At 72.2% G+C, this 25,107-nt stretch carries 17 protein-coding genes; 8 read left to right on the top strand and 9 right to left on the bottom strand.

Annotation, left to right across the window (positions count from 1 at the left end):
* Window positions 1-9: 9 nt before the first annotated feature.
* Window positions 10-1,728 (bottom strand): PP2C family protein-serine/threonine phosphatase, encoded by a 1,719-nt coding sequence (locus ACZ51I_RS06570; protein WP_468871984.1) that lies wholly within the window; start codon window positions 1,726-1,728, stop codon window positions 10-12.
* 288 nt (window positions 1,729-2,016) lie between these two features.
* Here ACZ51I_RS06570 and ACZ51I_RS06565 point away from each other — a divergent pair, with 288 nt between their 5' ends.
* The 7 genes from ACZ51I_RS06565 to ACZ51I_RS06535 all read left to right on the top strand — a co-directional run bounded on the left by ACZ51I_RS06565 (window position 2,017) and on the right by ACZ51I_RS06535 (window position 16,272).
* Window positions 2,017-3,027, top strand: coding sequence for a LacI family DNA-binding transcriptional regulator (locus ACZ51I_RS06565; RefSeq protein WP_468871983.1), 1,011 nt, complete (start codon window positions 2,017-2,019; stop codon window positions 3,025-3,027).
* Between the two features lie 225 nt (window positions 3,028-3,252).
* Entirely contained in the window at window positions 3,253-6,579 is a 3,327-nt protein-coding gene (locus tag ACZ51I_RS06560; protein WP_468871982.1) for a CARDB domain-containing protein, read from the top strand.
* Between the two features lie 201 nt (window positions 6,580-6,780).
* Window positions 6,781-11,067, top strand: coding sequence for a discoidin domain-containing protein (locus ACZ51I_RS06555; RefSeq protein WP_468871980.1), 4,287 nt, complete (start codon window positions 6,781-6,783; stop codon window positions 11,065-11,067).
* Between the two features lie 208 nt (window positions 11,068-11,275).
* Window positions 11,276-12,691, top strand: a complete 1,416-nt coding sequence (locus ACZ51I_RS06550; RefSeq protein WP_468871978.1) for an ABC transporter substrate-binding protein — start codon at window positions 11,276-11,278, stop codon at window positions 12,689-12,691.
* Between the two features lie 77 nt (window positions 12,692-12,768).
* Window positions 12,769-13,731 (top strand): carbohydrate ABC transporter permease, encoded by a 963-nt coding sequence (locus ACZ51I_RS06545; RefSeq protein WP_468871976.1) that lies wholly within the window; start codon window positions 12,769-12,771, stop codon window positions 13,729-13,731.
* Between the two features lie 16 nt (window positions 13,732-13,747).
* Window positions 13,748-14,623: a carbohydrate ABC transporter permease gene (locus tag ACZ51I_RS06540; RefSeq protein WP_468871974.1), complete on the top strand. Its 876-nt coding sequence runs from the start codon at window positions 13,748-13,750 to the stop codon at window positions 14,621-14,623.
* 44 nt (window positions 14,624-14,667) lie between these two features.
* The gene (locus tag ACZ51I_RS06535) at window positions 14,668-16,272 is read left to right on the top strand and encodes a glycoside hydrolase family 13 protein (protein ID WP_468871972.1); all 1,605 of its coding nucleotides are present in this window, start codon (window positions 14,668-14,670) and stop codon (window positions 16,270-16,272) included.
* 9 nt (window positions 16,273-16,281) lie between these two features.
* Here ACZ51I_RS06535 and ACZ51I_RS06530 read toward each other — a convergent pair whose 3' ends face one another.
* Window positions 16,282-16,533, bottom strand: coding sequence for an EF-hand domain-containing protein (locus tag ACZ51I_RS06530; protein ID WP_468871970.1), 252 nt, complete (start codon window positions 16,531-16,533; stop codon window positions 16,282-16,284).
* A 196-nt stretch (window positions 16,534-16,729) separates the two neighbouring features.
* On the opposite strand from ACZ51I_RS06530, the gene ACZ51I_RS06525 reads away from it, so the two are divergent.
* Entirely contained in the window at window positions 16,730-17,389 is a 660-nt protein-coding gene (locus tag ACZ51I_RS06525) for a phosphatase PAP2 family protein (protein ID WP_468871969.1), read from the top strand.
* A gap of 44 nt (window positions 17,390-17,433) precedes the next feature.
* On the opposite strand, the gene ACZ51I_RS06520 is transcribed toward ACZ51I_RS06525, so the two are convergent.
* The 7 genes from ACZ51I_RS06520 to ACZ51I_RS06490 are packed head-to-tail and all read right to left on the bottom strand — an operon-like array spanning window position 17,434 to window position 25,106.
* The gene (locus tag ACZ51I_RS06520) at window positions 17,434-18,759 is read right to left on the bottom strand and encodes a glutamate-1-semialdehyde 2,1-aminomutase (RefSeq protein WP_468871968.1); all 1,326 of its coding nucleotides are present in this window, start codon (window positions 18,757-18,759) and stop codon (window positions 17,434-17,436) included.
* Window positions 18,760-18,766: 7 nt separating this feature from the next.
* Window positions 18,767-19,318, bottom strand: coding sequence for a dTDP-4-dehydrorhamnose 3,5-epimerase (rfbC, locus tag ACZ51I_RS06515; protein ID WP_468871966.1), 552 nt, complete (start codon window positions 19,316-19,318; stop codon window positions 18,767-18,769).
* Window positions 19,315-20,547 (bottom strand): polysaccharide pyruvyl transferase family protein, encoded by a 1,233-nt coding sequence (locus ACZ51I_RS06510; protein ID WP_468871964.1) that lies wholly within the window; start codon window positions 20,545-20,547, stop codon window positions 19,315-19,317. The genes rfbC and ACZ51I_RS06510 overlap by 4 nt, the downstream gene beginning before the upstream one ends.
* Window positions 20,544-21,491 carry a glycosyltransferase family 2 protein gene (locus ACZ51I_RS06505; protein WP_468871963.1) on the bottom strand — a complete coding sequence of 316 codons (948 nt, stop codon included), beginning with the start codon at window positions 21,489-21,491 and terminating at the stop codon, window positions 20,544-20,546. Before ACZ51I_RS06505 ends, ACZ51I_RS06510 begins: the two co-directional genes overlap by 4 nt.
* A complete protein-coding gene (locus ACZ51I_RS06500; RefSeq protein WP_468871962.1) occupies window positions 21,488-22,786 on the bottom strand; it encodes a hypothetical protein in 1,299 nt (432 codons plus the stop codon). The genes ACZ51I_RS06505 and ACZ51I_RS06500 overlap by 4 nt, the downstream gene beginning before the upstream one ends.
* Complete coding sequence (locus ACZ51I_RS06495) at window positions 22,783-24,093, bottom strand: DUF4910 domain-containing protein (RefSeq protein ID WP_468871961.1); 1,311 nt, start codon at window positions 24,091-24,093, stop codon at window positions 22,783-22,785. The genes ACZ51I_RS06500 and ACZ51I_RS06495 overlap by 4 nt, the downstream gene beginning before the upstream one ends.
* Window positions 24,081-25,106 carry an NAD-dependent epimerase/dehydratase family protein gene (locus ACZ51I_RS06490; RefSeq protein ID WP_468871960.1) on the bottom strand — a complete coding sequence of 342 codons (1,026 nt, stop codon included), beginning with the start codon at window positions 25,104-25,106 and terminating at the stop codon, window positions 24,081-24,083. Before ACZ51I_RS06490 ends, ACZ51I_RS06495 begins: the two co-directional genes overlap by 13 nt.
* Between the last annotated feature and the right edge of the window lies 1 nt (window position 25,107).

Here is a 25,107-nt window from a genome sequence, read left to right as displayed (position 1 = left end):
ACCGCCACGTCAGTCCACGCGGATCGCGAGCATGCAGGCGTCGTCCTCCCCCTGCCCGGCCAGTTCGGGGTCGGCCAGGAGGAACTCGACGAGCGGCTCGGGGGTGGGGTCGGGGGCACGGGTCATCGCGTCGGCGAGACGCTCGATGCCCTTGGTCACGTCCTCGCCACGCCGCTCCACCATGCCGTCGGTGTACAGCAGGAGCAGGTCACCCTGCCGCAGCGGAGTCGAGGAGGTCTCGTACGCGTACCCGGGGAGGGCCCCGAGCAGCGGACCCCGGTGAGTGGTGACCAGGGGTTCGGCGCGTCCGTCCCGCAGCAGCAGCGGAGCGGGGTGGCCCGCGTCGGCCCAGTGCAGGACATGGGCGTCGTCGAGGTGGCCGGCGACGACGGTCGCCGTCTGGCCGGCCGGGTCGCTGCACACCAGCTCGTTCAGCCAGGTCGTGATCTCACCCGCCGACGCCCCCGTCTGCGCCAGACCGGCCAGAGCGTGCCGCTGCTGGGCCATGCGCGCCACCGCCTCCAGGCCGTGCCCTGAGGCGTCACCCATCGCGATCAGCACCCGGCCGTCCGGCAGCAGCCGGCACTTGTACCAGTCGCCGCCCACCGCCGCGTCCGGTTCGGCCGGCCGGTACGACGCGGCCACCGTCAGGCCGACGGCGGCCAGCGCCTCCGAGTGCGTCGGGAGCAGCGCCTCGCGCAAGGCGTCCGCGACCCGGCGCTCCGCTTCCGCCTGCCGCCGCAGCCGGTCCGTCTCGCGCTCCGTCTCGGCCAGCCGGCGGCGGCTGCGGATCTGCGGCGTGAGGTCACGCGCCACCAGGTTCACGGCCCAGGGCCGGCCGTCCGTACCGGCGACCGGGCGGCCGAGGAGGTCGAGCGTGCGCAGCTCACCGACCACGACGAACCGGATCCGGGTCCACGCGGGCTCCTCGCCCGCGAGTACCGAGGTGAGGAACTCCGAGAACGCGGTCAGGTCGTCCGGCAGCAGGGCGTCGCACAGCTGCTCAAGGGTCCACGGCATCCCGATCTCCGCGTGGAAGATCCGGCTCAACCCCTCCGACCAGGTCACCTTCCCGGAAAGCAGGTCCCAGTTGCCCCAGCCGAGCGACGCCAGGTACTGCGCGTCGATCGTCAGCAGCTCCGTCTGGCTGCGCACGGGGCGCCAGGTCAGGAGCAGCTGCTCCCCGCAGGGGGCCGCCGAGTACAGCAGCGAGGCGCGGTGGAGCCGGCCGAGGCGCTGCTCGGTGTAGTCGACGACCCGTCCCCGCAGAGAGCCCCCGTTCTCCGCGAGGTCGACGAGCGAGGCGAGCAGACCGCTCTGCGCGGCTCCCGGGCGTGCTTCGAGGAGCCGTTGCCCGACCTGCTGGTCGGGCGTCTCCAGCCAGTCGGCCGATTGCACCCGGTTGCCGGCGACAAGCCGGAAGTCCCGAACGGCGCCGGTCTCGTCGCGGACCGGCTCGAGCAGCGCGGCGGAGGCGGGGATCGCCGGGAGCGCCGCGCACAGCCCCACGGCGCCGGGATCGTGCGTCCCGCACTCGCAGGGGGCGGGGGCCTCGCGCGTGCCCGGGGCGTCCGAGGCGAGGCTCTGCACCGGGGCGGTGACCTCCGTGCCCATGGGAGCGGTCGTCGGGCCCGCCGCCGTCCGGCGCACCGCGGCACGCAGGGACGAGATCTCCCGGCCGATCATGTCCTTGAGCGCGTCGATGTTGTCCGGCAGCGGGAAACCCATGGTCGCCTCTCCATTCGTCGAACGGCTCGTGCCGACGCCGCGGTGGCCCTCCCCGGGCAGCCATGGTGGCCGCTGCCCACCCCCGAACCGTTCATGCGGCACCCGGCGCGCCGTCACGCGGACGGAGGAGGGTCCGGTCCGGCTTCGGGCCCTTTCGCTCCGGCGTGGAACCGGGGGAGTGAGCCGCCGCCCCCGCGCACCGGTCCATCCGGAGGTCGCATAGTGAGCTTGCGCAGGAACTGCAACAGACTGTCATTCTCTTGCGTTGTTTGCGCTAGCCTTGCGTGTATGACGCGACGACTTGCTCAGGTGGCGAAAAAGGTGGGGGTCAGCGAGGCGACGGTCAGCCGCGTCCTCAACGGCAAGCCGGGGGTCTCCGAGGCCACACGCCAGTCGGTGCTCACCGCCCTGGACGTGCTCGGCTACGAGCGGCCCACCCAGCTCCGGGGCGAGCGCGCCCGCCTCGTCGGACTCGTCCTGCCCGAACTGCAGAACCCCATTTTCCCGGCCTTCGCCGAGGTCATCGGAGGCGCCCTCGCCCAGCAGGGGCTCACTCCCGTGCTCTGCACCCAGACCAAGGGCGGCGTCTCCGAGGCCGACTACGTGGACCTGCTGCTCCAGCAGCAGGTGTCCGGCGTCGTCTTCGCCGGCGGGCTCTTCGCACAGGCCGACGCCCCGCATGACCATTACCACCAGCTCGCCGAGCGCAACATCCCAGTCGTCCTCATCAACGCCTCCATCGAGGGGCTCGACTTCCCCTGCGTCTCGTGCGACGACGCCGTCGCCGTCGAGCAGGCCTGGCGCCACCTGGCCTCCCTCGGACACGAGAAGATCGGCCTGCTCCTCGGCCCCGCCGACCACGTGCCCTCCGGCCGCAAGCTCCGGGCCGCGCGCGTCGCGGCCGAGGCGGCCGGCACCCCGCTGCCCGACGCGCACGTGGTCCGCTCGATCTTCTCCCTCGAAGGCGGCCAGGCCGCCGCCAACGGCCTGCTGGAGCGCGGTGTCACGGGCATCATCTGCGCCAGCGACCCACTCGCCCTCGGGGCCATCCGGGCCGCGCGCCGCCGCGGGCTCGTGGTCCCCGACGACGTGTCGGTCGTCGGCTTCGACGACTCGGCCTTCATGAACTGCACCGAGCCGCCGCTGTCGACCGTCCGCCAGCCCATCGAGGCCATGGGGCGGGCCGCAGTCGAGCTCCTCTGCTCCCAGATCCAGGGGGTCCACTCGCACCCGGGCGAGCTGCTCTTCGAGCCCGAGCTCGTCGTGCGCGGCTCCACCGCCCCGCCGACGGCCCGCTAGCGCGAAGCGCCCGTACCGCTTCCTCCGCGCAGGACAAAGGCACCGTTTCCCGCCGTCGCTCCGACGGCTCCGGAAGCGGTGCCTTTGTCGTTTCTCTGTCCGTTCCGTTGACACGGCCGTCATCAAGTAGAAACCTGTGCCACCAGAATCCGCAAAACATTGACTGAATCACTCAAAAGATTGCGAGTCGCTGTGTACGGACGACGACTGGTGACAGGGCTGCTGATGACAGCCCTGTTCGCCCTCGGGCTGCTGCCCGCCCCCGCGCAGGCCGCCGCGGCGGCGGACACCGACCTCGCGCGCGGGAGACCGGCCACGGCCTCCGGCGCCCTCGGCGGCTACCCGGCGGGCCACCTCACCGACGGCAGTCAGGCCAGCTACTGGGAGGGCCCGGCGGGCGCCTTCCCGCAGTGGGCGCAGATCGACCTCGGAGCGACCGCCCGCGTCGACCGCGTCGTCCTCAAGCTGCCGACCGGCTGGGAGGCCCGCGACCAGACCCTCGCGGTCCTCGGCTCCACCGACGGCAGCGCCTTCACGACCCTGGCCGGCGCCCAGGCCCGCCGCTTCGACCCGGCCGCCGCGAACGCGGTCTCCCTCGTCCTGAACGGCAGCCAGGTCCGGTACGTACGCGTCCAGATCACCGCCAACACCGGCTGGAACGCCGCCCAGCTCTCCGCCGTCGAGGTCTACGGCGATCCGGGCACCCCCGAGCCGCCGGCCGGCGGCACCGACCTGGCCCGGGGCAAGGCCGTCGAGGCGACCTCCGTCACCCAGAACTACCAGGCAGCCCACGCCAACGACGGCTCCACCGCCACCTACTGGGAGTCCGCCGGCTTCCCCGCGAGCCTCACCGTGAAGCTCGGAGCGGACGCCGACCTCGCGGGCGTCGTCGTCAAGCTCAACCCCGACCAGGCCTGGGGGCCGCGCACCCAGTCCTTCGAGATCCAGGGCCGTCCCTCCGGCGCCACCGCCTTCACCCCGCTCGCCCCGCGCGCCGACCACGCCTTCAGCCCGTCCTCCGGGCAGAACACCGTGACCGTCCCGGTCACCGGCCGCTACGCCGACGTCCGGCTCACCTTCCACTCCAACACCGGGGCCCCCGGCGCCCAGGTCGCCGAGCTCCAGGTCCTCGGCACCCCCGCCCCCGCCCCCGACCTCGTCGTCACCGACCTCACCTGGACCCCGGCCGCGCCCAGCGAGACCGACGAGGTCACCGTCCGGGCGACCGTCCGCAACACCGGAACCGCCACGGCCCCCGCCTCCTCGGTGAACGTCAGCGTCGAGGGCGCCGTCGCCGGCACCGCCCCGGTCGCCTCCCTCCCGGCCGGAGCCTCCACCACGGTCGCCGTACCCGTCGGGCGCCGCTCCGTGGGCGCGTACACCGTCTCCGCCGCCGCCGATCCGGCGAACGCGGTCGCCGAACTCGACGACTCCAACAACAGCCGGACCGCGGCCTCGAAGCTGACCGTGGGGCAGAGCCCCGGCCCCGACCTCATGGTCACCGGCATCACCGCCAACCCCTCGGCCCCGGCGGTCGGCGCGCCCGTCTCCTTCACCGTCGCCGTCCACAACCGCGGCACCACCGCCGTGCCCGCCGGCACGGTCACCCGGCTGACCGCCGGCGCCACCACCCTCGACGGCACGACCGGCACCGTGGCCGCGGGCCAGACCGTGTCCGTCCCGGTCTCCGGCACCTGGACCGCCACCAGCGGCGGCGTCACCCTCACCGCCACCGCCGACGCCACCGGCACGCTCACCGAGACCGACGAGAACAACAACGTCTTCGGCCGCTCCCTCGTCGTCGGGCGCGGCGCCGCCGTCCCGTACACGGAGTACGAGGCGGAGGACGCCCGCTACCAGGGCACCCTGCTCACCGCCGACCGGCTGCGCACCTTCGGCCACACCAACTTCGCCACCGAGTCCTCGGGCCGCCGATCCGTCCGGCTCGACGCGGACGGGCAGTACGTCGAGTTCACCTCGGTCAACCAGGCCAACGCCCTCACCGTCCGCAACGCGATCCCGGACGCGGCGACCGGCGGGGGAGCGGAGGCCACCCTCAGCCTCTACGCGAACGGCGTCTTCGTCCGGAAGCTGGCCCTCTCCTCCCGGCACTCCTGGCTGTACGGCACCACCGACGACCCGGAGGGGCTGACCAACCGGCCCGGCGGTGACGCCCGCCGGCTCTTCGACGAGTCGCACACCCTGCTCACCCGGTCCTACCCGCCGGGCACCCGCTTCCGGCTCCAGCGCGACAGCGACGACCGGGCATCCTTCTACGTGCTCGACCTGATCGACCTGGAGCAGGTGGCCCCGCCCTCCGCCCAGCCGGACGGCTGCGTCTCCATCACCGCGTACGGGGCGGTGCCCAACGACGGCCTCGACGACACCGACGCCCTCCAGCGAGCCGTCACCGCCGACCAGAAGGGCGAGATCGGCTGCGTCTGGATCCCCGCCGGACAGTGGCGCCAGGAGCAGAAGATCCTCACCGACGACCCGCTGAACCGGGGGCAGTACAACCAGGTGGGCATCCGGGACGTCACCATCCGCGGCGCGGGCATGTGGCACTCGCAGCTCTACACCCTGACCCCGCCGCACCAGGCAGGCGGCATCAACCACCCGCACGAGGGGAACTTCGGCTTCGACATCGACCACAACACCCAGATCTCGGACATCGCCATCTTCGGCTCCGGCACCATCCGGGGCGGCGACGGCAACGCCGAGGGCGGGGTCGGACTCAACGGCCGCTTCGGCCGGGGCACGAAGATCACCAACGTCTGGATCGAGCACGCCAACGTGGGCGTCTGGGTCGGCCGCGACTACTCCAACATCCCCGAACTGTGGGGGCCGGGCGACGGCGTGGAGTTCAGCGGCATGCGCATCCGGAACACCTACGCCGACGGCATCAACTTCGCCAACGGCACCCGCAACTCCACCGTCTACGACTCCTCCTTCCGCAACACCGGAGACGACGCCCTGGCCGTCTGGTCCAGCAAGTACGTCAAGGACACCTCGGTCGACATCGGCCACGACAACCACTTCCGCAACAACACCATCCAGCTGCCCTGGCGGGCCAACGGCATCGCGGTCTACGGCGGGTACGGCAACACCATCGAGAACAACGTGATCGCCGACACCATGAACTACCCGGGGATCATGCTGGCCACCGACCACGACCCGCTGCCCTTCTCCGGGCAGACCCTGATCGCCGGCAACGCCCTGCACCGCACGGGCGGAGCCTTCTGGAACGAGGACCAGGAGTTCGGAGCCATCACCCTCTTCGCACAGGGCCAGGACATCCCGGCGGTCACCATCCGGGACACCGAGATCCTCGACTCGACCTATGACGGCATCCAGTTCAAGACGGGCGGCGGGGCGCTGCCGGACGTGCGGATCAGCGATGTCCGCATCGACGGAACGGTCAACGGCTCCGGGATCCTCGCGATGGGCGGGGCCCGCGGCAGTGCCACCCTGACCCGGGTGACCTTCGCGAACACGGCAGAGGGGGACGTCCTCGTCGAACCCGGCTCGCAGTTCGTGGTGAACCGCGGCTGACACGGCCCGGGGAGCGGCGGTCCGCAGCCGGCGGACCGCCGCTCCGGCATGCCCGCGCACCGCTCCTGACGCCTCCTCAACCCGCCCCGCTCCAGCAGTAGACGGTCCGACGTTCCTCTGGAACTCTCTGAGCATCCCGCGCAAAGAATCAACATTCGAGCGCGTTTTCTGGACGCATCCATGTGAGTGAGACGAGGAGAGATGAGCATCCGCAACTGGAGATCACGGTGCCTGAGCGCCCTGATCGCGACGAGCCTCCTGGCGCTGGGCGGTCCCCTGATGACCGCCGAAGCGGCAGGAGGCCCCAACCTGGCCCTGGGCGACGCCGCCGCGGCGAGCACCGCGCACGCCGAGTACGGGGCCGCGAACATCACCGACGGCAACCAGGGAACGTACTGGCAGAGTTCCGGCTCCGCCTTCCCGCAGTGGGTGCAGGCCGACCTCGGCACCGCCACCCGCGTCGACGAGGTCGTGCTCAAGCTCCCCGCGGCCTGGGAGAGCCGCAACCAGACGCTCTCCGTGCAGGGCAGCGCCGACGCCACCGGCTTCACCACCCTGAAGTCCTCGGCGACCTACGCCTTCACCCCCGGCGCCGGGAACACCGTCACCATCTCCTTCCCCGCCGCCCAGGCCCGTTTCATACGGATCGACATCACCGCCAACACCGGCTGGCAGGCCGCCCAGCTCTCCGAGCTGGAAGTGCACGGCGCCGACGGCACCTCCCCGAACCTCGCCGCCGGCAAGACCTTCACCGCCGGCAGCCACACCCAGACCTACACGGCGGCCAACGCGGGCGACGGCAACCGCGCCACCTACTGGGAGAGCGCGGGCGGTTCCTTCCCGCAGTGGCTCCAGGCCGACCTCGGGGCCGCCCTGCGCGTCGACCGGGTCGTGCTGCGCCTGCCCGAGGGCTGGGAGAGCCGCAGCCAGACCCTCAAGATCCAGGGCAGCACCGACGGCACGTCCTTCACCGACCTGACCGCCGCCCAGGCCCACACCTTCGACGCGGCGAGCGGGCGCAGCGCGACGCTCACCTTCGGAGCCACCACCACCCGCTACGTCCGCGTCCTCGTCACCGCCAACAGCGTCCAGGACGCGGCCCAGGTCTCCGAGCTGGAGGTGTACGGACCGACGAGCGGCGACACCCGGGCGCCGACCGCACCGGCGAACCTGGCCTACACCGAGCCGGCCTCCGGCCAGATCCGCCTCACCTGGACCGCGGCCACCGACGACACCGGCGTCACCGGCTACGACGTCTACGCCAACGGCACGCTGCTCACCGGCGTCGCGGGGAACGTCACCACCTTCACCGACACCCGGCCGGCGAACCAGACGGTGTCCTACAAGATCAGGGCCCGGGACGCGGCCGGCAACCAGTCCGCGGACTCCAACACCGTCACCCGGCTCGGCGACGCCGGCGACACCCAGGCGCCGACCACACCGGCGAACCTGGCCTACACCGAGCCCGTCTCCGGCCAGATCCGCCTCACCTGGACGGCCTCCGCCGACAACACGGGCGTCACCGGCTACGAGATCTTCGCGAACAACACCCCGCGCGGAACCGTCGCCGGAAACGTCACCACCTTCACCGACACCCAGCCCGCCTCCGCGACCGTCACCTACCACGTACGGGCCAAGGACGCGGCCGGCAACCAGTCCGGTAGCAGCAACAGCGTCACCCGCGACGGCAGCGGCGGCACCGGCTCCAACCTCGCCGTCGGCAAGGCGATCAGCGCCTCCTCCACGGTCCACACCTTCGCCGCCGCCAACGCCAACGACAACAGCACGGCGACCTACTGGGAGGGCGCCGGCGGCAGCTACCCGAACACCCTCACCGTGAAGCTCGGCGCCGGCGCCGACCTCGACCGGCTCGTCCTGAAGCTGAACCCCGACACCGCCTGGGGAGCCCGCTCCCAGACGATCGAGGTCCTCGGCCGCGCACAGGACGCCACCGGCTTCACGAGCCTCGTCGCCGCCAGGAGTTACGCCTTCGACCCCGGCAGCGGCAACCAGGTGACGATCCCGGTCACGGCCCGGGTGGCCGACGTCCAGCTCCGCATCACCGCCAACACCGGCGCCCCGGCCGGCCAGATCGCCGAGTTCCAGGTGATCGGCGTCCCGGCACCCAACCCGGACCTGCGGGTCACCGGGCTGACCGTCTCGCCCGTCTCGCCCGTCGAGTCGGACCCGATCAGCGTCAGCGCCACCGTCCGCAACGACGGCACCGCAGCCGCCCCGGCCAGCGGCCTCGCGGTGCGCCTCGGCGGCACCAAGGTCGCCACGGCCGCGGTGGGCGTGCTCGCCGCCGGGGCCCAGACCACGGTCACGGCCGCGATCGGGGCCCGTGACGCCGGCTCGTACGAACTGAGCGCCGTTGCCGACGAGGCGGACGCGGTCGTCGAGCAGAACGAGACCGACAACACCTACACCAGTCCCACCGCGCTCGTGGTGCGCCCGGTGGACAGCTCGGACCAGGTCGCCGCCTCGGTGACCACCTCGCCCTCCAGCCCTTCGGCGGGCGACACCGTCACCTTCAAGGTCGCGGTCCGCAACCAGGGCACGGTCGCCACCGCCGCCGGCACCCACGAGGTGACGCTCACCCTGCTGAACGAGCAGGGCGGCACGGTGAAGACCCTCAGCGGCTCGTACAGCGGGGCCCTCGCGGCCGGGGCGCAGACGGTGGTGAGCCTCGGGCCGTGGACGGCGGCCGACGGCTCGTACACCGTCCGCACGGTCCTCGCCGACGACACCAACGAGCTGCCGGTGAAGCGGCGGAACAACACCGCCGCCCAGCCCCTCTTCGTCGGGCGCGGCGCGGACATGCCGTACGACATGTACGAGGCGGAGGACGGCACCGCAGGCGGCGGCGCGACCGTCGTCGGGCCCAACCGCACGGTCGGCGACATCGCGGGCGAGGCGTCCGGCCGCAGGGCGGTGAACCTGGACGCGACGGGGGAGTACGTCGAGTTCACCACCAGGGCCCCCACCAACACCCTGGTCACCCGCTTCTCCCTGCCGGACGCCCCGGGCGGCGGGGGCATCAGCTCGACGATCGACGTCTATGTCGACGGGGTCCTCAAGAAGGCCCTGCCGCTCACGTCGAAGTACGCCTGGCTGTACGGCAACGAGACGGCGCCCGGGAACTCGCCCGGGGACGGCGCCCCGCGGCACATCTACGACGAGGCACGCCTGATGCTCGGCGAGACCGTGCCGGCCGGCAGCCGGATCCGGCTCCAGAAGGACGCCGCGAACACCTCCACGTACGCGATCGACTTCGTGAACCTGGAGCAGGTCGCCGCGGTGGCGAACCCCGACCCGGCCGCGTACGCGGTCCCGGCGGGCTTCACCCACCAGGACGTGCAGAACGCGCTCGACCGGGTCCGGATGGACACCACGGGCACCCTGGTGGGCGTGTACCTGCCGCCGGGGGACTACCAGACGTCGAGCAAGTTCCAGGTGTACGGCAAGGCGGTGAAGGTGGTCGGCGCTGGGCCCTGGTACACCACGTTCCACGCGCCCTCGACGCAGGACAACACCGACGTCGGCTTCCGGGCCGAAGCCTCCGCGAAGGGCTCGCTCTTCAAGGGCTTCGCGTACTTCGGCAACTACACCTCGCGGATCGACGGACCGGGCAAGGTCTTCGACTTCTCGAACGTGTCGGACATCGTCATCGACGACATCTGGAACGAGCACATGGTCTGCCTCTACTGGGGTGCCAACACCGACCGGATGACGATCAGGAACTCGCGGATCCGGAACCTCTTCGCCGACGGCGTCAACATGACCAACGGGTCGACGGACAACCGGGTGACCAACAACGACGCACGCGCGACCGGCGACGACAGCTTCGCGCTGTTCTCGGCGATCGACGCGGGCGGCGCGGACATGAAGAACAACGTCTACGAGAACCTGACCAGTACGCTCACCTGGCGGGCGGCGGGCGTGGCCGTCTACGGCGGTTACGACAACACCTTCCGGAACATCCACATCGCCGACACCCTGGTCTACTCCGGCATCACCATCTCCTCGCTGGACTTCGGCTATCCGATGAACGGATTCGGAACCGGGCCGACGACCTTCGAGAACGTCTCGATCGTGCGGGCCGGCGGGCACTTCTGGGGTTCCCAGACCTTCCCCGGCATCTGGGTCTTCTCCGCCTCGAAGGTCTTCCAGGGGATCAGGGTCCATCACGTCGACATCGTCGACCCCACGTACAGCGGGGTGATGTTCCAGACGAACTACGTCGGCGGGCAGCCGCAGTTCCCGATCAAGGACACCGTCTTCAGCGACGTCTCCGTCACGGGGGCACGCAGGAGTGGTGACGCCTTCGACGCGAAGTCCGGCTTCGGCCTGTGGGCCAACGAGCAGCCGGAGTCGGGCCAGGGTCCGGCCGTGGGCGAAGTCACCTTCAACGGGCTGCGGATGAGCGGAAACGCCGTGGACATCCGCAACACCACCTCCACCTTCAAGATCAACATCAACCCCTAGCAGCACCGGCCGGGCGAGGCCGGCGCGAACCGCTTCGGACGGTTTGCGCCGGCCTCCTGTGCATGCTTGGTTGCGCTTGACTGTCGAGCATTTACGAAATCAGCGCGATATCTTGCGTTCACTTGTAGGGGGTGGTTGAGTGTGGCGCACCCCACCCACGCACCCGAGTTGGGGTGACCTCCACGCCGATGCCCGAAGGGGACCACTCATGAGAAGTGCCCGGCTCCGCCGTACCCGCCGCCCCGCCGCAGTCGCCCTCGTCTCCGCCCTGACGCTGACCGCCCTCGCCGCCTGCGGCACCAGCAGCAGCGACAACGGCACCGGCGGAGCCGAGACGAACGGGTCCTCTGACCCCGCCGCACCGCTCGATCCCGCGACCAAGGTCACGCTCACCATCGACTGCATGCCGCCGACCGCGAAGGCCGCCGAGCTCAGGGAGTGGAAGGCGGACGTCGCCGAGTTCAACAAGACGTACCCGAACGTCACCATCGAGGGCCGCTCCACCCCCGGGCAGTGCCTGGAGCCCCCGCGCTTCACCGCGATGCTCAAGGCCAAGTCGCAACCGGACGTCTTCTACACCTACTTCACCGACCTGCCGCAGGTCCTCTCCGAGGACGGCGCCGCCGACATCAGCGCCTACGTCAACGACACGTCCGTGCCGCTCCTCAAGGACATCGACCCCGACGTCCTCGGCTCGCTGCGGCACGACGGCAAGCTGTACGGCCTGCCCACCAGCAACTACACGATGGGCCTGCTCGTCAACCGCAAGCTCTTCAAGGACGCCGGCCTCGACCCCGACAGGCCGCCGCGCACCTGGGAGGAGGTCCGCGCGGCCGCCAAGAAGATAGCGGCCCTCGGCAACGGCGTCGCGGGCTTCGGCGAGTACAGCGCCGGTAACACCGGCGGCTGGCACTTCACCGCCCAGATGTACAGCCTCGGCGGGGACGTCGTCGACGCGAGCGGCCGGAAGGCCGCCTTCAACACCGAGCTCGGCAGGCAGGTCGCCATGAACCTCCACGCCATGCGCTGGGAGGACGACAGCATGGGCAAGACCCAACTGCTGAAGTGGGGCGACCTCCAGAAGCAGATCGCCACCGACAAGCTCGGCATGTTCCTCGCCGCCCCCGACGACATCGCGTACATGGTCCAGCAACTCGGCGCGAAGTACGAGAACTTCGGCATGGGACCTATCCCCGGCGGCAGGAACACCCTCGCCGGCGGCAACAACTACATGATCAAGAAGGGCAGCTCACCCGACAAGATCAAGGCCGCCGTCGCCTGGCTCAACTTCAAGAACCTCACCGTCGGCAAGGGCCAGTTCGACTGGGCCCGCTCCAAGGCCGACGGCCTCCCCGTCGGTGTCCCGCAGCCCAACTTCTGGCTGAACGAGTCGAAGGCCGAGGACGACGCCCTCCGCGTCCGGAACGCGACGATGCCCGTCGCCAACTTCAAGTCCTTCATGGACAACCCGGTCCCCGGCAAGGCCGAGCCGCCGAAGGCCCAGGAGGTCTACAAGGTCCTGGACAACGTGATGTCCGGCCTCCTCACCAACGAGGACGCCGACATCGACAAGCTCCTCGCCACCGCCGAGACCCAGGTCAACCAGGTCCTCGCCCACCAGTGACCCCACCGGCCGGGGCGGCCGGGCCCGCCCCGCCGCCGGCACCCTCAGCAGCGGCACCCCAGCACCAAGGAGCGACGATGCCGGCCACCCCCACGATCGCGCACACGGCGGCGACGGACCACCGCCCCTCTCCGCCCGGCCCAGCGGCGCCCGGCCCGCCGACCGGCCACTTCGTCAGGGCCCTGCGGCGCAACCTGACCGCCCACGGCTTCCTCATCGGCGCCGTCCTCTGCTTCGCGGTCTTCTCCTGGTACCCGATGGTCCGCGAGTTCCTCCTCGCCTTCCAGAAGACCGAGAGGGGCCACACCACCTGGGTCGGCCTGGACAACTTCCGGACGATCGCGGACGACCCGGCCTTCTGGCAGGCATGGGGCAACACCCTCCTCTTCACCGTCCTGGCGCTCGTCCTCGGCTTCGCCGTCCCCTTCGCCGCCGCCCTCGTCATCAACGAGTTCCGGCACGGCCAGGGCTACCTCCGGCTCCTCGTCTACCTGCCGGTGATGCTGCCCCCGGTCGCCGCCGTCCTCCTCTTCAAGTACCTGTACGACCCCGGCTACGGCCTCCTCAACGAACTCTTCCGCTTCCTGGGCCTGCCCGAACAGCAGTGGCTCCAGGACCCGGACATCTCCATGCTCGCCGTCGTCATCGCCTCCACCTGGATGAACATGGGCGGCGCGACCCTGATCTACCTCGCCGCCCTCCAGTCCGTCCCCGGCGAGCTGTACGAGGCGGCCGAACTCGACGGCGCCGGCCTCCTCCGCAAGATCTGGCACGTCACCATCCCGCAGACCCGGCTCGTCCTCTCGCTCATGCTGCTCATGCAGGTCATCGCGACCATGCAGGTCTTCGTCGAGCCGTTCCTGCTCACCGGCGGCGCCGGACCCGAAGGGTCCACCACCACCGTCGTGTACCTCATCTACCAGTACGCCTTCAGCTTCAACGACTACGGCGCCGCGGCCGCCCTCGGCCTGCTCCTGCTCGTACTCCTCGCCGGGTTCTCGGCGGCGTACGTGAAGCTCAGCCGCGCCGAGGACGAGTAGGACCGGGGAGACACACATGTCCACACGCACGCTCATCGCACCGGCACGGCTCACCCGGCCCGGCGGCAGGACCGCCTACCGGATCGTCCTCGCCCTCGTCCTCGTCCTCTTCACCCTGGTCTTCCTCGGCCCTCTCTACTGGCTGGCCTCCAGCGGCTTCAAGGACGCCCAGGAGGTCATCCGGACCCCGCCCACGCTCGTCCCCGGCACCTTCGCCCCGGACAACTACACCCGGGCCTGGGAGGTCATGGACCTCGCCACCCTCCTCCTCAACACCCTCTACTACGCCTTCGGCGCCCTCGCCTTCCAGCTCGTCCTGGACGTCGCCGCCGCCTACTCGCTCTCCAAACTGCGCCCCGTGCTCGGCAGGGCCGTCCTCGGCATGATGCTCGCCACCCTGATGATCCCGGCGACCGTCCTCGTCGTGCCCCAGTACCTCACCGTGCTCGACGTGCCGCTCGTGGAACGCAACCTGCTCAACAGCCCCTGGGCGATCTGGCTGCCCTCCGTCACCAACGCCTTCAACATCTTCCTGCTGAAGCGGTTCTTCGACTCCATCCCCGGGGAACTCCTCGACGCCGCCTCCATGGACGGCGCCGGCCCCCTGCGGATCCTCCGGTCGATCGTCCTGCCGATCTCCCGGCCCATCCTCGGCGTCGTGTCGATCTTCGCCGTGGTCGGCGTCTGGAAGGACTTCCTCTGGCCGATGCTGACGCTCCCCGACCCGACCAAGCAGACCCTCAACGTGGGCATCTACTCGCTCTCCAACGGGGTCCCGGTCAACGTGCTCATCGCCGCCCTCACCATCGCCTCGCTGCCCACGCTCATCGTCTTCCTGATCTTCCAGCGGAACATCATGAGCGGCCTCACCGCCGGCGGCCTCAAGGGCTGACCCCCCTCACCCGACCGCACACCCCTGCCCGAAAGGACCGTCACGTGGCAGCCACCGACCCGACCCGCACCACCGACTGGTGGCGCGACGCCGTCATCTACCAGGTATACCCCCGCAGTTTCGCCGACGGGGACGGGGACGGCACCGGGGACCTCGCGGGCGTCCGGGCACGACTGCCCCACCTCGCCGAACTCGGCGTCGACGCCGTCTGGTTCACCCCCTGGTACGCCTCACCGATGGTCGACGGCGGATACGACGTCGCCGATTACCGCGCCATCGACCCCGCCTTCGGCACCCTCGACGAGGCCGAGAAGCTCATCGCCGAAGCGGCGGAACTCGGGCTGCGCGTCATCGTCGACATCGTCCCCAACCACGTATCCGACCAGCACGCCTGGTTCAGGGCCGCACTCGCCGCGGGCCCCGGCAGCCCCGAGCGGGCCCGCTTCCACTTCCGCCCCGGCCGCGGCGAGAACGGCGAACTCCCGCCCAACGACTGGCCCTCCCAGTTCTCCGGCGACACCTGGACCCGCGTCCCCGACGGCGAGTGGTACCTGCACCTCTTCACCCCCGAACAACCCGACCTCAACTGGTCCCACCCCGACGTCCACCGCGAGCACGAGGACGTCCTCCGCTTCTGGTTCGAGCGCGGCGTCGCCGGCGTCCGCATCGACTCCGCCGCCCTCCTCACCAAGGACCCGGAACTCCGGGACTTCACGGAGGGCGTCGACCCCCACCCGTACATCGACCAGGACGACATCCACGACGTCTACCGCTCCTGGCGTGCGATCGCCGACGCCTACGGAGGTGTCTTCGTCGGCGAGGTCTGGCTCCCCGACGCCGAGCGCTTCGCCCGCTACCTCCGCCCCGACGAGCTCCACACCGCCTTCAACTTCAACTTCCTCGCCTGCCCCTGGGAGCCCGGGCGGCTCCGCCGCACCATCGACGACACCCTCGCCGAGCACGCCCCCGTCCACGCCCCCGCCACCTGGGTCCTCTGCAACCACGACGTCACCCGCACCGCCACCCGCTACGGGCGCTCCGACACCGCCTTCGACTTCGCCACCAAGCGGTTCGGCACCCCCACCGACCTGGAGCTCGGCACCCGGCGCGCCCGCGCCGCCGCCCTCCTCACCCTCGCCCTGCCCGGCTCCGTCTACCTCTACCAGGGCGAGGAGCTGGGCCTGCCCGAGGCCGACATCCCCCTCGACCGCGTCCAGGACCCCATGTACTTCCGCTCCGGCGGCACCGACCCGGGCCGCGACGGCTGCCGGGTCCCCCTCCCGTGGGAGGCCGAGGCACCTTCGTACGGCTTCGGCGCCGGTACGGAACCGTGGCTGCCGCAGCCCGCCGACTGGGCCCGCTACGCCGTCGACCGGCAGAGCGGAGACCCCGACTCCATGCTCACCCTCTACCGGACGGCGCTCGCCCTGCGCCGCGCCGTGCCCGGCTTCGGCGACGGACCCCTCACCTGGCTCCCCGCCGAGGACGGCGTCCTCGCCTTCGCCCGCGCCCACGGCCTGATCTGCGTCGTCAACCTCTCCGGCGGCTCCGTCGCCCTCCCCGCCCACGACGAACTCCTTCTCGCCAGCGGCCCGCTCGGCCCCGGGGGCGCCCTCCCCCCGGACACGGCGGCCTGGCTCCGCGCCTGATCAGGCCGGTCACCAGCCGAAGCGGCGGTCCACCACCGCGGCGAACTCCTCGAGGCTGAGGACGCGGTCGCCGTTCTGGTCGGCCGCGTCGAAGAGGGCCGCGGAGTCGTCGACGTCCCCGACGCCCCAGACCGGGATCACCCCCCGCGCCGCCAGGGTGGGCCCCTTCTCCCGCAGCGCACGGATGACCTCGGTACGGGTCAGTGTGCCGTCGTGGTCGAGGTCGAGCGCCTCGAAGAGGATGCGGGCCTTGTCGCTCATCAGGTGTCCTGTCCGGTGGGGCCGGGCGCGCGTCGCCGGCGTCGTACGGGGAAGGACGCGCCGCCCGCCCCCGGGGTTGCCACGGCGGCTCGACGCGGCCGGACGGTTGGCTAGGGTGGCGGGTGGAGGGGGAGGTGGAGCGTATCTGCCGGACGATCTGCGCACAGGCGGGGCGGGTGGCGCGCCCGGGGGACCGGTGACCGGCCGGCCGGCGCCCGCGGTGCTCCACGCGTCGCTGCGCGCCTCGCTCGGGCCGATCGCCCTCCTCGCCGCGCTGACGGTCCTCGTCCTCGGCGTGCTGTACGCCGGCGACGGCGAGCCTGGCGCGGTGGACGCCCGGATCTGGACGGCGCCGGACGGTGCGGCGCCGCCGTGGCGGTCCGCCGCCCTGGCCACGGACTTCCTCGGGGAGCCCCTCGGCGCGGCGACGCTGGTCCTGGCCACCGTGACGCTCTGCCTGCTGCTCCGGAGTCCCCGCGCGGCGGTGCTCGCCGTCGTCGGCGTCGGCCTGGCCGTGGGGACGACCAAGCTGCTCAAGCCCCTGGTGGGACGCACCATCCACGGCGAGGGCAACCTGTCCTTTCCGAGCGGACACACCGCCTTCCTCACCGCCCTCGCCCTCGTGGTGGCCCTGCTCGCGACCGGCCGGCTCGGCCTGGGCAGGGCGGACGGCACCGCGTGCGTCCTGGCCGCGGCGCTGGTCGCAGGCGCCGTCATGGGCTGGGCACAGGTCGTCCTGGGCGCGCACTACCCGACGGACGCGATCGGCGGGTGGTGCACCGCGCTCGCGGTGGTACCGGCGACCGCGTGGCTGGTCGACCGGATCGCCGACGCGGTTCGCCCCGGGCGACGCTGACCACGCGTCACGTCACTCCCAGCCCAGCCCCACGGGCTGTGCCGTCACGCCAAGCGCCGGAACACCGGCTTCACCGGTCGCCCGCCCAGCCACGGCGTCGGGTCGCCCGCGTCCAGGGCCTTCCGGTACACCGCGCAGGCCTGGGCCACCACGTCCACCGTGTGGTCGACGTCGGCGTCGTCGAGCGCGCTGCTCACCACGAACGACGGCGCGAGCACCCCGCCCGCGAGCAGCCGGCGCAGGAACAGGGTGCGGTACTCCTGCGACGGCCGGCCGTTCTCGTCGAGGGTCGCGAACACCAGGTTGCTGGCCCGGCCCCGGACCACGACGTGGTCGCCGACGCCCATACCGGCCGCGGCGTCCCGGACACCGGCGGCCAGCCGCTCGCCCAGGGCGTGCAGCCGGGCCGTGATGCCCTCCTCGACGTACGTGGACTGCACCGCCATCGCCGCGGCCAGCGCGTGCGTCTCCGCACCGTGCGTGGTGGACAGCAGGAACACCCGGTCGCCGGAGTGCCGCAGCCCGCCCCGCTCCATCAGTTCGCGGCGTCCGGCCAGCGCGGAGACGGCGAAACCGTTGCCCAGTGCCTTGCCGAACGTGGAGAGGTCGGGCACCACCCCGTACAGCCCCTGGGCGCCGGCCTCCGACCAGCGGAGGCCGGTGATCATCTCGTCGAAGACCAGGACGCAGCCGTGGCGGTCGGCCAGCTCGCGCAGGCCCCTGAGGTAGCCGGGCGGAGGCTCGGAGTGCCCGGCGGGTTCGAGGATCAGGCAGGCGACCTCGCCCTCGTACCGGGTGAGCAATTCCTCCGTGGCGGCGAGGTCCCCGTACGGGAAGGTCACGGTGAGTTCGGTGGTCGACGCGGGAATGCCCGCGGGCATCGGCGTGGTGCCGATGAACCAGTCGTCGACGGAGAAGAACGGCTGGTCGCCGCAGACGGCCACCCGCGGGCGCCCGGTGACCGCGCGGGCGAGACGCACCGCGGCGGTGGTGACGTCGGATCCGTTCTTCGCGAACTTCACCATCTCGGCGGTCGGCACGGTGGCCAGGAAGCGTTCCGCGGCCTCGACCTCCACGACGGACGGCCGGACGAAGTTGCCGCCGCGGTCGATCTCCCGCCGCACCGCCTCGTTCACGCGGGGGTGGGCGTGGCCGAGGCTGACCGACCGCAGACCGGAGCCGTACTCGACGTAGCGGTTGCCGTCGACGTCCCAGACATGGGCGCCGCGGCCGTGACTGATGACCGGGGCCAGGTCCTCGGGGTACTGGTCGTCGCCCTTGGCGTAGGTGTGCGCGCCCCCGGGGACCAGGGCGTGCAGGCGCTCGTTCGCCGCCCGCGACCTGGGCAGCCGGAACTCTTCGGTGTCCACGCGGGCCTCAGCTCTCCTTCTGCTTCAGGACCTCGGCGAGACTCGGCGCCTCCCGGTCCCGCGGGGACATCGACGTGACCGGCAGAGGCCACGGAATGGCGAGCTCCGGGTCGTCGAAGGCGATCGTCACGTCCTCGGCCGGATCGTGTGGGCGGTCGATCCGGTACGAGGTGTCGGCGGTCTCGCTCAGCGCCTGGAAGCCGTGTGCGCAGCCCGCCGGGATGTACAGGGTCGTCTGCGTCTCGCCGGACAGCTCGAAGAAGGCCCGCCCCAGGTAGGTCGGCGAGTCCGCCCGCAGGTCCACGACGACGTCGAAGACCCTCCCGTACGAGCACCGCACCAGCTTGGCCTCGCCGGCGCCCGAGCGCAGGTGCAGGCCGCGCAGGACGCCCCGGACCGAGCGGGACAGGCTGTCCTGGACGAAGGCGTGCGGGTCGAGGCCCACCGACCGGACGACGTCGGCGTCGAAGGTGCGGCAGAAGAAGCCGCGTTCGTCGGCGTACGGCGTCGGCTCGAACAGGTACGCGCCGGAGATCTCCGGGACGTCGATCGCTTTCACGGGGTCTCCTGAGAGAGGGGGGCGTGGGCTCGCGCGGGGTCGGCGGCCGGGAACAGTGCCGTGGTCAAGGCGGCGAAGTGCCGGGCGAGTTGCCGTGCCGCGGCCTGGTTCCGCTCGGTGAGGGTCCGCCGCAGCTCGGCCGCGTGTTTCTCCAGTGCCCGGAACTGTTCGAGGAGCCGGTCGGCGTCGATCTCGCGGGCCGGGTGGCAGTAGGCGGCGAGGCCCATCCGCTCCATGAGCGCGACGCTCTTCGCCGCGTAACCGAGGGCGAGCGTGGGTGTGCCGGTCTTCAGAGCGCAGACCAGGTTGTGGTAGCGGGTCGCCACCACGGCGTCGGCGGCCGCCGTCTCCTTCATCAGGTCGGCGAGGGAGGCCGCCTCGGCGGCGGTGACCAGCGGCGAGTCCACCGCGTCGAGGATCGCGGCGACCACCGGGGCGTCGCACGCGTCGCCGGTGAGCAGCCGGACCGGCCTGCCCTCCTCGACCAGCGCTCGGACGAACCGGGTCGTCCCGTCGACGTAGCGCCGGTGGATCTCCTCGGACCGGGCGCGGTCGTCGTTGCCGCCGTGGAAGTCCATGACGCCGACGCAGACCGGGCCGGGCGTCCCCGAGGGCGTCCGCGCCGGAGGTGCCGGCAGGGCGAAGGCGAGGTCCGGGTGGACCTCGTCTCGCGCCGTGTCCACGCCCATCGCCCGCATCGCGTCGAGGGACAGGTCGTCCCGGTACGAGCGGTACGCGGCCAGCCGCGCCGACCACCGCACCAGGGCGCGGGTCGCCGGGTCGCCGATCGGGGCGGCTCCGACGCCGACCAGCGCGACCGGGGTGCGCAGCAGCCGGCCGCTCGCGCAGAGCAGGAACAGGGAGTACGGGAAGCCCCACGGCCGCAGCGGCAGCGTGGCCTCCAGGACGCCCATGCCCGGCACGATCACCACCTCGTGCCGCCGCACCCAGGCGGCGGTACGGACGGCGTCGACGAGCTTGCCGAGGCCCTTGCCGGCGATCGCCCCCGCACGCGACGCCGTCCGGTACTCGCCGCGGTACCAGTGGAGCCGCGTCGCGGGGATCCCGTACCGGGCCGTGACGACCTCGGGTCCGCCGCACAGCGCGTCCACGACGGCCTCCGGGTGCTCGGAGCGGAGGTACCCGAGCACGGCTTCGAGCGAGCCGTCGTTGCCGAGGTTGCCGGAGCCGAGCAGGCCGAACACCCCCACCCGGGGCGCCGTCGTCATGCCCCCCGCCCCTCACGGCCCGCGACGAGGGCGTCGACGGAGACGGTGAGCGCGGCCGGGTCGACGGGGGCGCGGTCCTCGACGCGCTCGCCGGCGCCCGGCCGGGCCCGGCTGGTCATCCACGCCGCCAGGTGCCGGTAGCAGGCGCGCCGGTCGGCGGCGGACAGCGGCGCCCGCCGGATCGCCGAGACGAAGCCCCAGACGTACTCGGCGAGCAGCCGCGGCGTCGGGTGCAGCGGGCCCGCCCGGCGCGGGTCGAGGTTGACGCACCGGGAGCGCTTGGACGGGTTCGCCCGCTCGGCGCGGGTCGGGTGGTCGCGGCGGAAGTACAGCAGCTCCGGCACCTGGTGGAAGGGCCCGTGCAGGCCGATCTCGGTGACGAACGTGCGGTCCGCGTGGTGGTAGCTGTCGTGCGGCTTCACCCGGCGCAGCACGTCGGCCCGGATCACCCCGTAGAAGTCGTCGCCGCCGGGCTCGAACAGCATGCTGCGGAACCGCTCCGGCGCCGACGGGGAGGCCGTCGCGAGCGTGTACTCGTACGGGACCTTCACCTGGCCGTCCTCGTCGATGACCGCCTGGTCGGCGTGGGCGAGGATCACCTCCGGCCGCTCGTCCAGCGCCTCCACGCAGCGCCGCAGCAGGTCCCGGGCGTACAGGTCGTCGTGCGAGGCCCACTTGAACAGCTCGCCGCGGCACTGGGTGAAGACGTAGTTGTGGTTCGGCGCGGCGCCGATGTTCCGGGGCAGCCGGATGTACCGGACGCGCGGGTCCCGCGCGGCGTACGCGCGGCAGATGTCCTGGGTTCCGTCGGTCGACGCGTTGTCGGAGACGACCAGTTCGAAGTCCTCGTAGGTCTGGCCGAGGAGGGCGTCGAGCGACTCGGCGAGGTACTCCTCGCCGTTGTACACGGGCAGGCCGATGCTCAGCCTGGGTCGGGCGGTCATGAGGTCCTCACTTCGGGGATGGGGTTCCGGTGGTGCTCGCGCAGGGCGGGGCGCAGCTGCAGCCACCACACGGCCGAGCTGCCCAGCGTCGCGGCGGCGACGCCCCAGGCCGAGCCGGCCGTGCCGGCCACGGCCGCCCCGCCCAGACCGCCGGTGACGTAGCAGGCGGAGGCGATGAGCTGGCTGCGCAGGCTGCGCCGGGCGGCGCCGAGCGCGCGCAGCCCGGCCGCCGCGCCGGTGCCGAGTCCCGCGCCCGCGACGCCGAGCGTGACCGGAACGACGAGTTCCGCGGCACCGCTCCAGACGCCGCCGAGCACGAACGTGCCGAGCCGGTCGGGGACGAGGAGCAGCGCCCCGCCCCAGAGCAGCGCGGCGGCGGCCTGCCCGCCGCCGAGGAGCAGGCAGAACGCGGCGAGGCGGTGCGGCGCCCGCCGCAGCACCCGGGCCGCCTCCGCGACGGTCACCAGGGAGAGACCCATCAGCACCGCCATGAACGGGCCGAGCAGGAGCTCGGCGCCGCGGACCACGCCCACCGCGCCGACCCCGACGATCGCGCCGAGCCCGTACGCCCGCAGCTGGCTGGCGCCGCTGTTGCTGACGTTCTCGACCAGGTACCGGGAGCCGAGGTCCCGGTGCGTGCGCAGCCACGTGCCCGCACCGGCCGGCCGGGGCGCGACGCCGGACTGGAACCAGCCGTACACGGCGGCCACCGCGGCGGACCCGCCCCAGGCGAGCACGAACGCGCCCACGTTGCCCATGCCGGCCGCCACCAGCAGGGCGGGGACGAGCGCGACGCCCCACACGAGGTCGTTGACGAACGCCTTCCGCCCGGTGCCCGCGGCGAAGAAGGCGAACCGCCACGCGTCCTGGAGCAGCAGCCCGGGGAGGACGACGCCGAGGCACGCGAACGCGTGCCCCACAGTGCCGCCGAGGCCGAGCCCGGCCACCAGGCACACCGCGCCGAGGGCGGCGCCGGCGCCGAGCGCCGTACCCGACGACCGGGCCACCGCGGCGCGCCAGGCCGCGTCCGGCACTCCGCTGAAGCGCACCACGAGCGGGTCGGTGGCGAGGCCGCGGGAGACGTTGAGCACCACCCCGTACGTCACCCAGGCCAGGCTGAACACGCCGAACGCGGTCACGCCGAGCGAGCGGGCCACGTAGATCCCCACCGCGAAGTTGGACATGCTGGAGGCCGCCTGGTCGGCCAGCCCCCAGGACAGCCGGCCGACGAGCGCCCGCCCGGCCGATCCGGCCGGTGCCCCCGCCTGCTCCTCGTCGGTGGTCACCGGCGTCATGCCTTGATCAGCCCGGCGGCGCCCAGGGCGTCGGCCGCGGCGGCGACGGTGTCGAACGGCAGCCCGGACCGCTGGGCCACGTCCAGCAGAGTGTGCTCGCCGTCGGAGAGGTTGAGCACCCAGAGCATGGCCATCTGGGCCTGCCGGGTGTCGCTGCGGCCGCCGAGCGCCTCGTACAACCCGCGCCGGCCCAGCTGCGGTTCGCCGTACGGGCTGAGGTTGACGTACCGCCGGTTGCGGTCGAGGACGCCGAACGCCTCGCGGCACACGGCGAGGGTGTCCGCCATCGCCTCGGGGGAGACGAAGTCCAGGTTGTCCGCCGAGGTGTGGTACTCGGGGTAGCCGGCGTACGGGGTCCGGGTGAGCGAGCCCACGCCGAGATCGAACCCGGGGGAGCAGAACTGCCGCTCGTCGTAGCCGTACGGAGTGAACTCGTTGACGCTGTGCGGGCGTTCGGAGGCAGCGAGGACGTGCCCCATCACCCGGTCGATCTCCGCGTCCCCCCGTCTGCTCCGCTTGTACGTCAGCTGCCCCGGGTCACCGGCGCAGGCCAGCACGAGCCCGTGCTTGACCCGGTCGATCCGCTCCTGGTTGCGGGCCAGCCAGGTGATCGCCCCGATGGTGCCGGGCGCGAAGAGGAACCGGTACGTGTAGTACGGCGTCCGCTCCGCGAGCGCCCGCGCCAGGAACGTCGCGACCGCGATGCCCGCCAGGTTGTCGTTGGCGAGCGAGGGGTGGCAGACGTGACAGGAGACGATCACCTCGTCGGTGACCTGCCCGGGGACCACGTGCTCGGCGTAGGTGAGGTGGCCGTCGGCGAGCGTGGAGTCGACGCGCACCTCGTAGTCGCCGTCCGGCAGGGCGTCCAGGGTCTCCTGGGCAAGACAGAACCCCCAGTCCGGCTTGTAGTAGCTGGTGCGGTACGGCACCAGGGAAGGCTGGTCCGGCAGGGTGTGCAGGTGCCCGCGCAGCTCGGACAGCGGCATGGTCGCCGACACCGGCACGCTGTACCCGAGCACGTGCAGGCTGGACGCGGCGAAGTCGACGACCCGGTTGCCGGCACTGTCGGCGACATACGCGTCGCGGATGTTCCACTCCTGCGGCACCGTCCAGTCCAGCACCTGCGTCCCGGTCGGCACCTCGCGCACCTCCAGCGGGAGGTACTCACCGACGATGTCGAGGGTGGCGCGCACACCGTCGCCGGTGATGCTCCGGCACAGCGGGTACAACCGCTCCACCAGCGCGTACATCTCCTCGCCGACCGTGGTCGTCACCGGCTGCCCGGCGGCCGCGGTCACCGGCGCCACCGCAGGGTGTCGTCGACGGCACCGGCCTCGGACGCCGCGCGCAGCACGGCGAGGCGGGTGAAACGGCGCTCGAAGTCCTCCCGGGTCAGCCCGAACTTCTGGTAGGCGTCGGCGAGTTCGAGCGCGCCCTGCTTCACCGACCACTGGCAGTCGAAGCCGGGTATCGCGGTGCGGAACCGGGAGAAGTCCACCCGGTAGGACCGCGGATCCGCGCCGGTCTCCCCGGTGATCACCACCTTCGCGCCGGACACCGCCTCGGCGACCTGGTCGGCGATCTCGGCGACCGTGACGTTGTTGGCCTCGCTGCCGATGTTGAACGCCCGGTCGTGCACCGCCTCCCGCGGCGCGGTCAGCGCGGCCGCGAAGGCCCTCGCGATGTCGGCGGCGTGCACCAGCGGGCGCCACGGCGTGCCGTCGGAGAGCACGAGCACCTCACCGGACAGCAGCGCGTGGCCCACCAGGTTGTTGAGCACGATGTCGGCGCGCAGCCGGGGCGAGTAGCCGAACGCGGTGGCGTTGCGCATGTACACCGGGGTGAAGTCGCCGTCTGCGAGCGCGTGCAGATCGTCCTCCACCCGCACCTTGGACTCCGCGTACGGCGTCACCGGCCGCAGCGGCGCGTCCTCGCCCACCAGGTCGTCGCCTCCGGCGGCGCCGTACACCGAGCACGTCGACGCGTACAGGAAGCGGGTCACCCCGGCGTCGCGGGCCAGTCGGGCGAGGCGTACGGACGCGTGGTGGTTGATGTCGTAGGTGAGGTCCGGCGCCAGCGACCCCAGCGGGTCGTTGGAGAGCGCGGCCAGGTGGATCACCGCGTCCACCCCCGCCACGTGCTCGGCCGTGACGTCGCGCAGGTCCACCCGGTGCCCCGACGGGTCCGTGGGCCGAGGGCCGAGGACGGAGTCGGCGAACAGGCCGGCGTCGAGACCGACGACCTCGTGCCCGGCGGCAGAGAGGACCGGGGCCATCACGGTGCCCAGGTAGCCCTGGTGTCCGGTCAGCAGTACGCGCAAG

The sequence above is a fragment of the Streptomyces sp. NPDC034084 genome (genome assembly GCF_055575535.1).
Note: the sequence above shows the minus strand (reverse complement) of the source record. Positions and strands in the feature narration are given on the sequence as shown.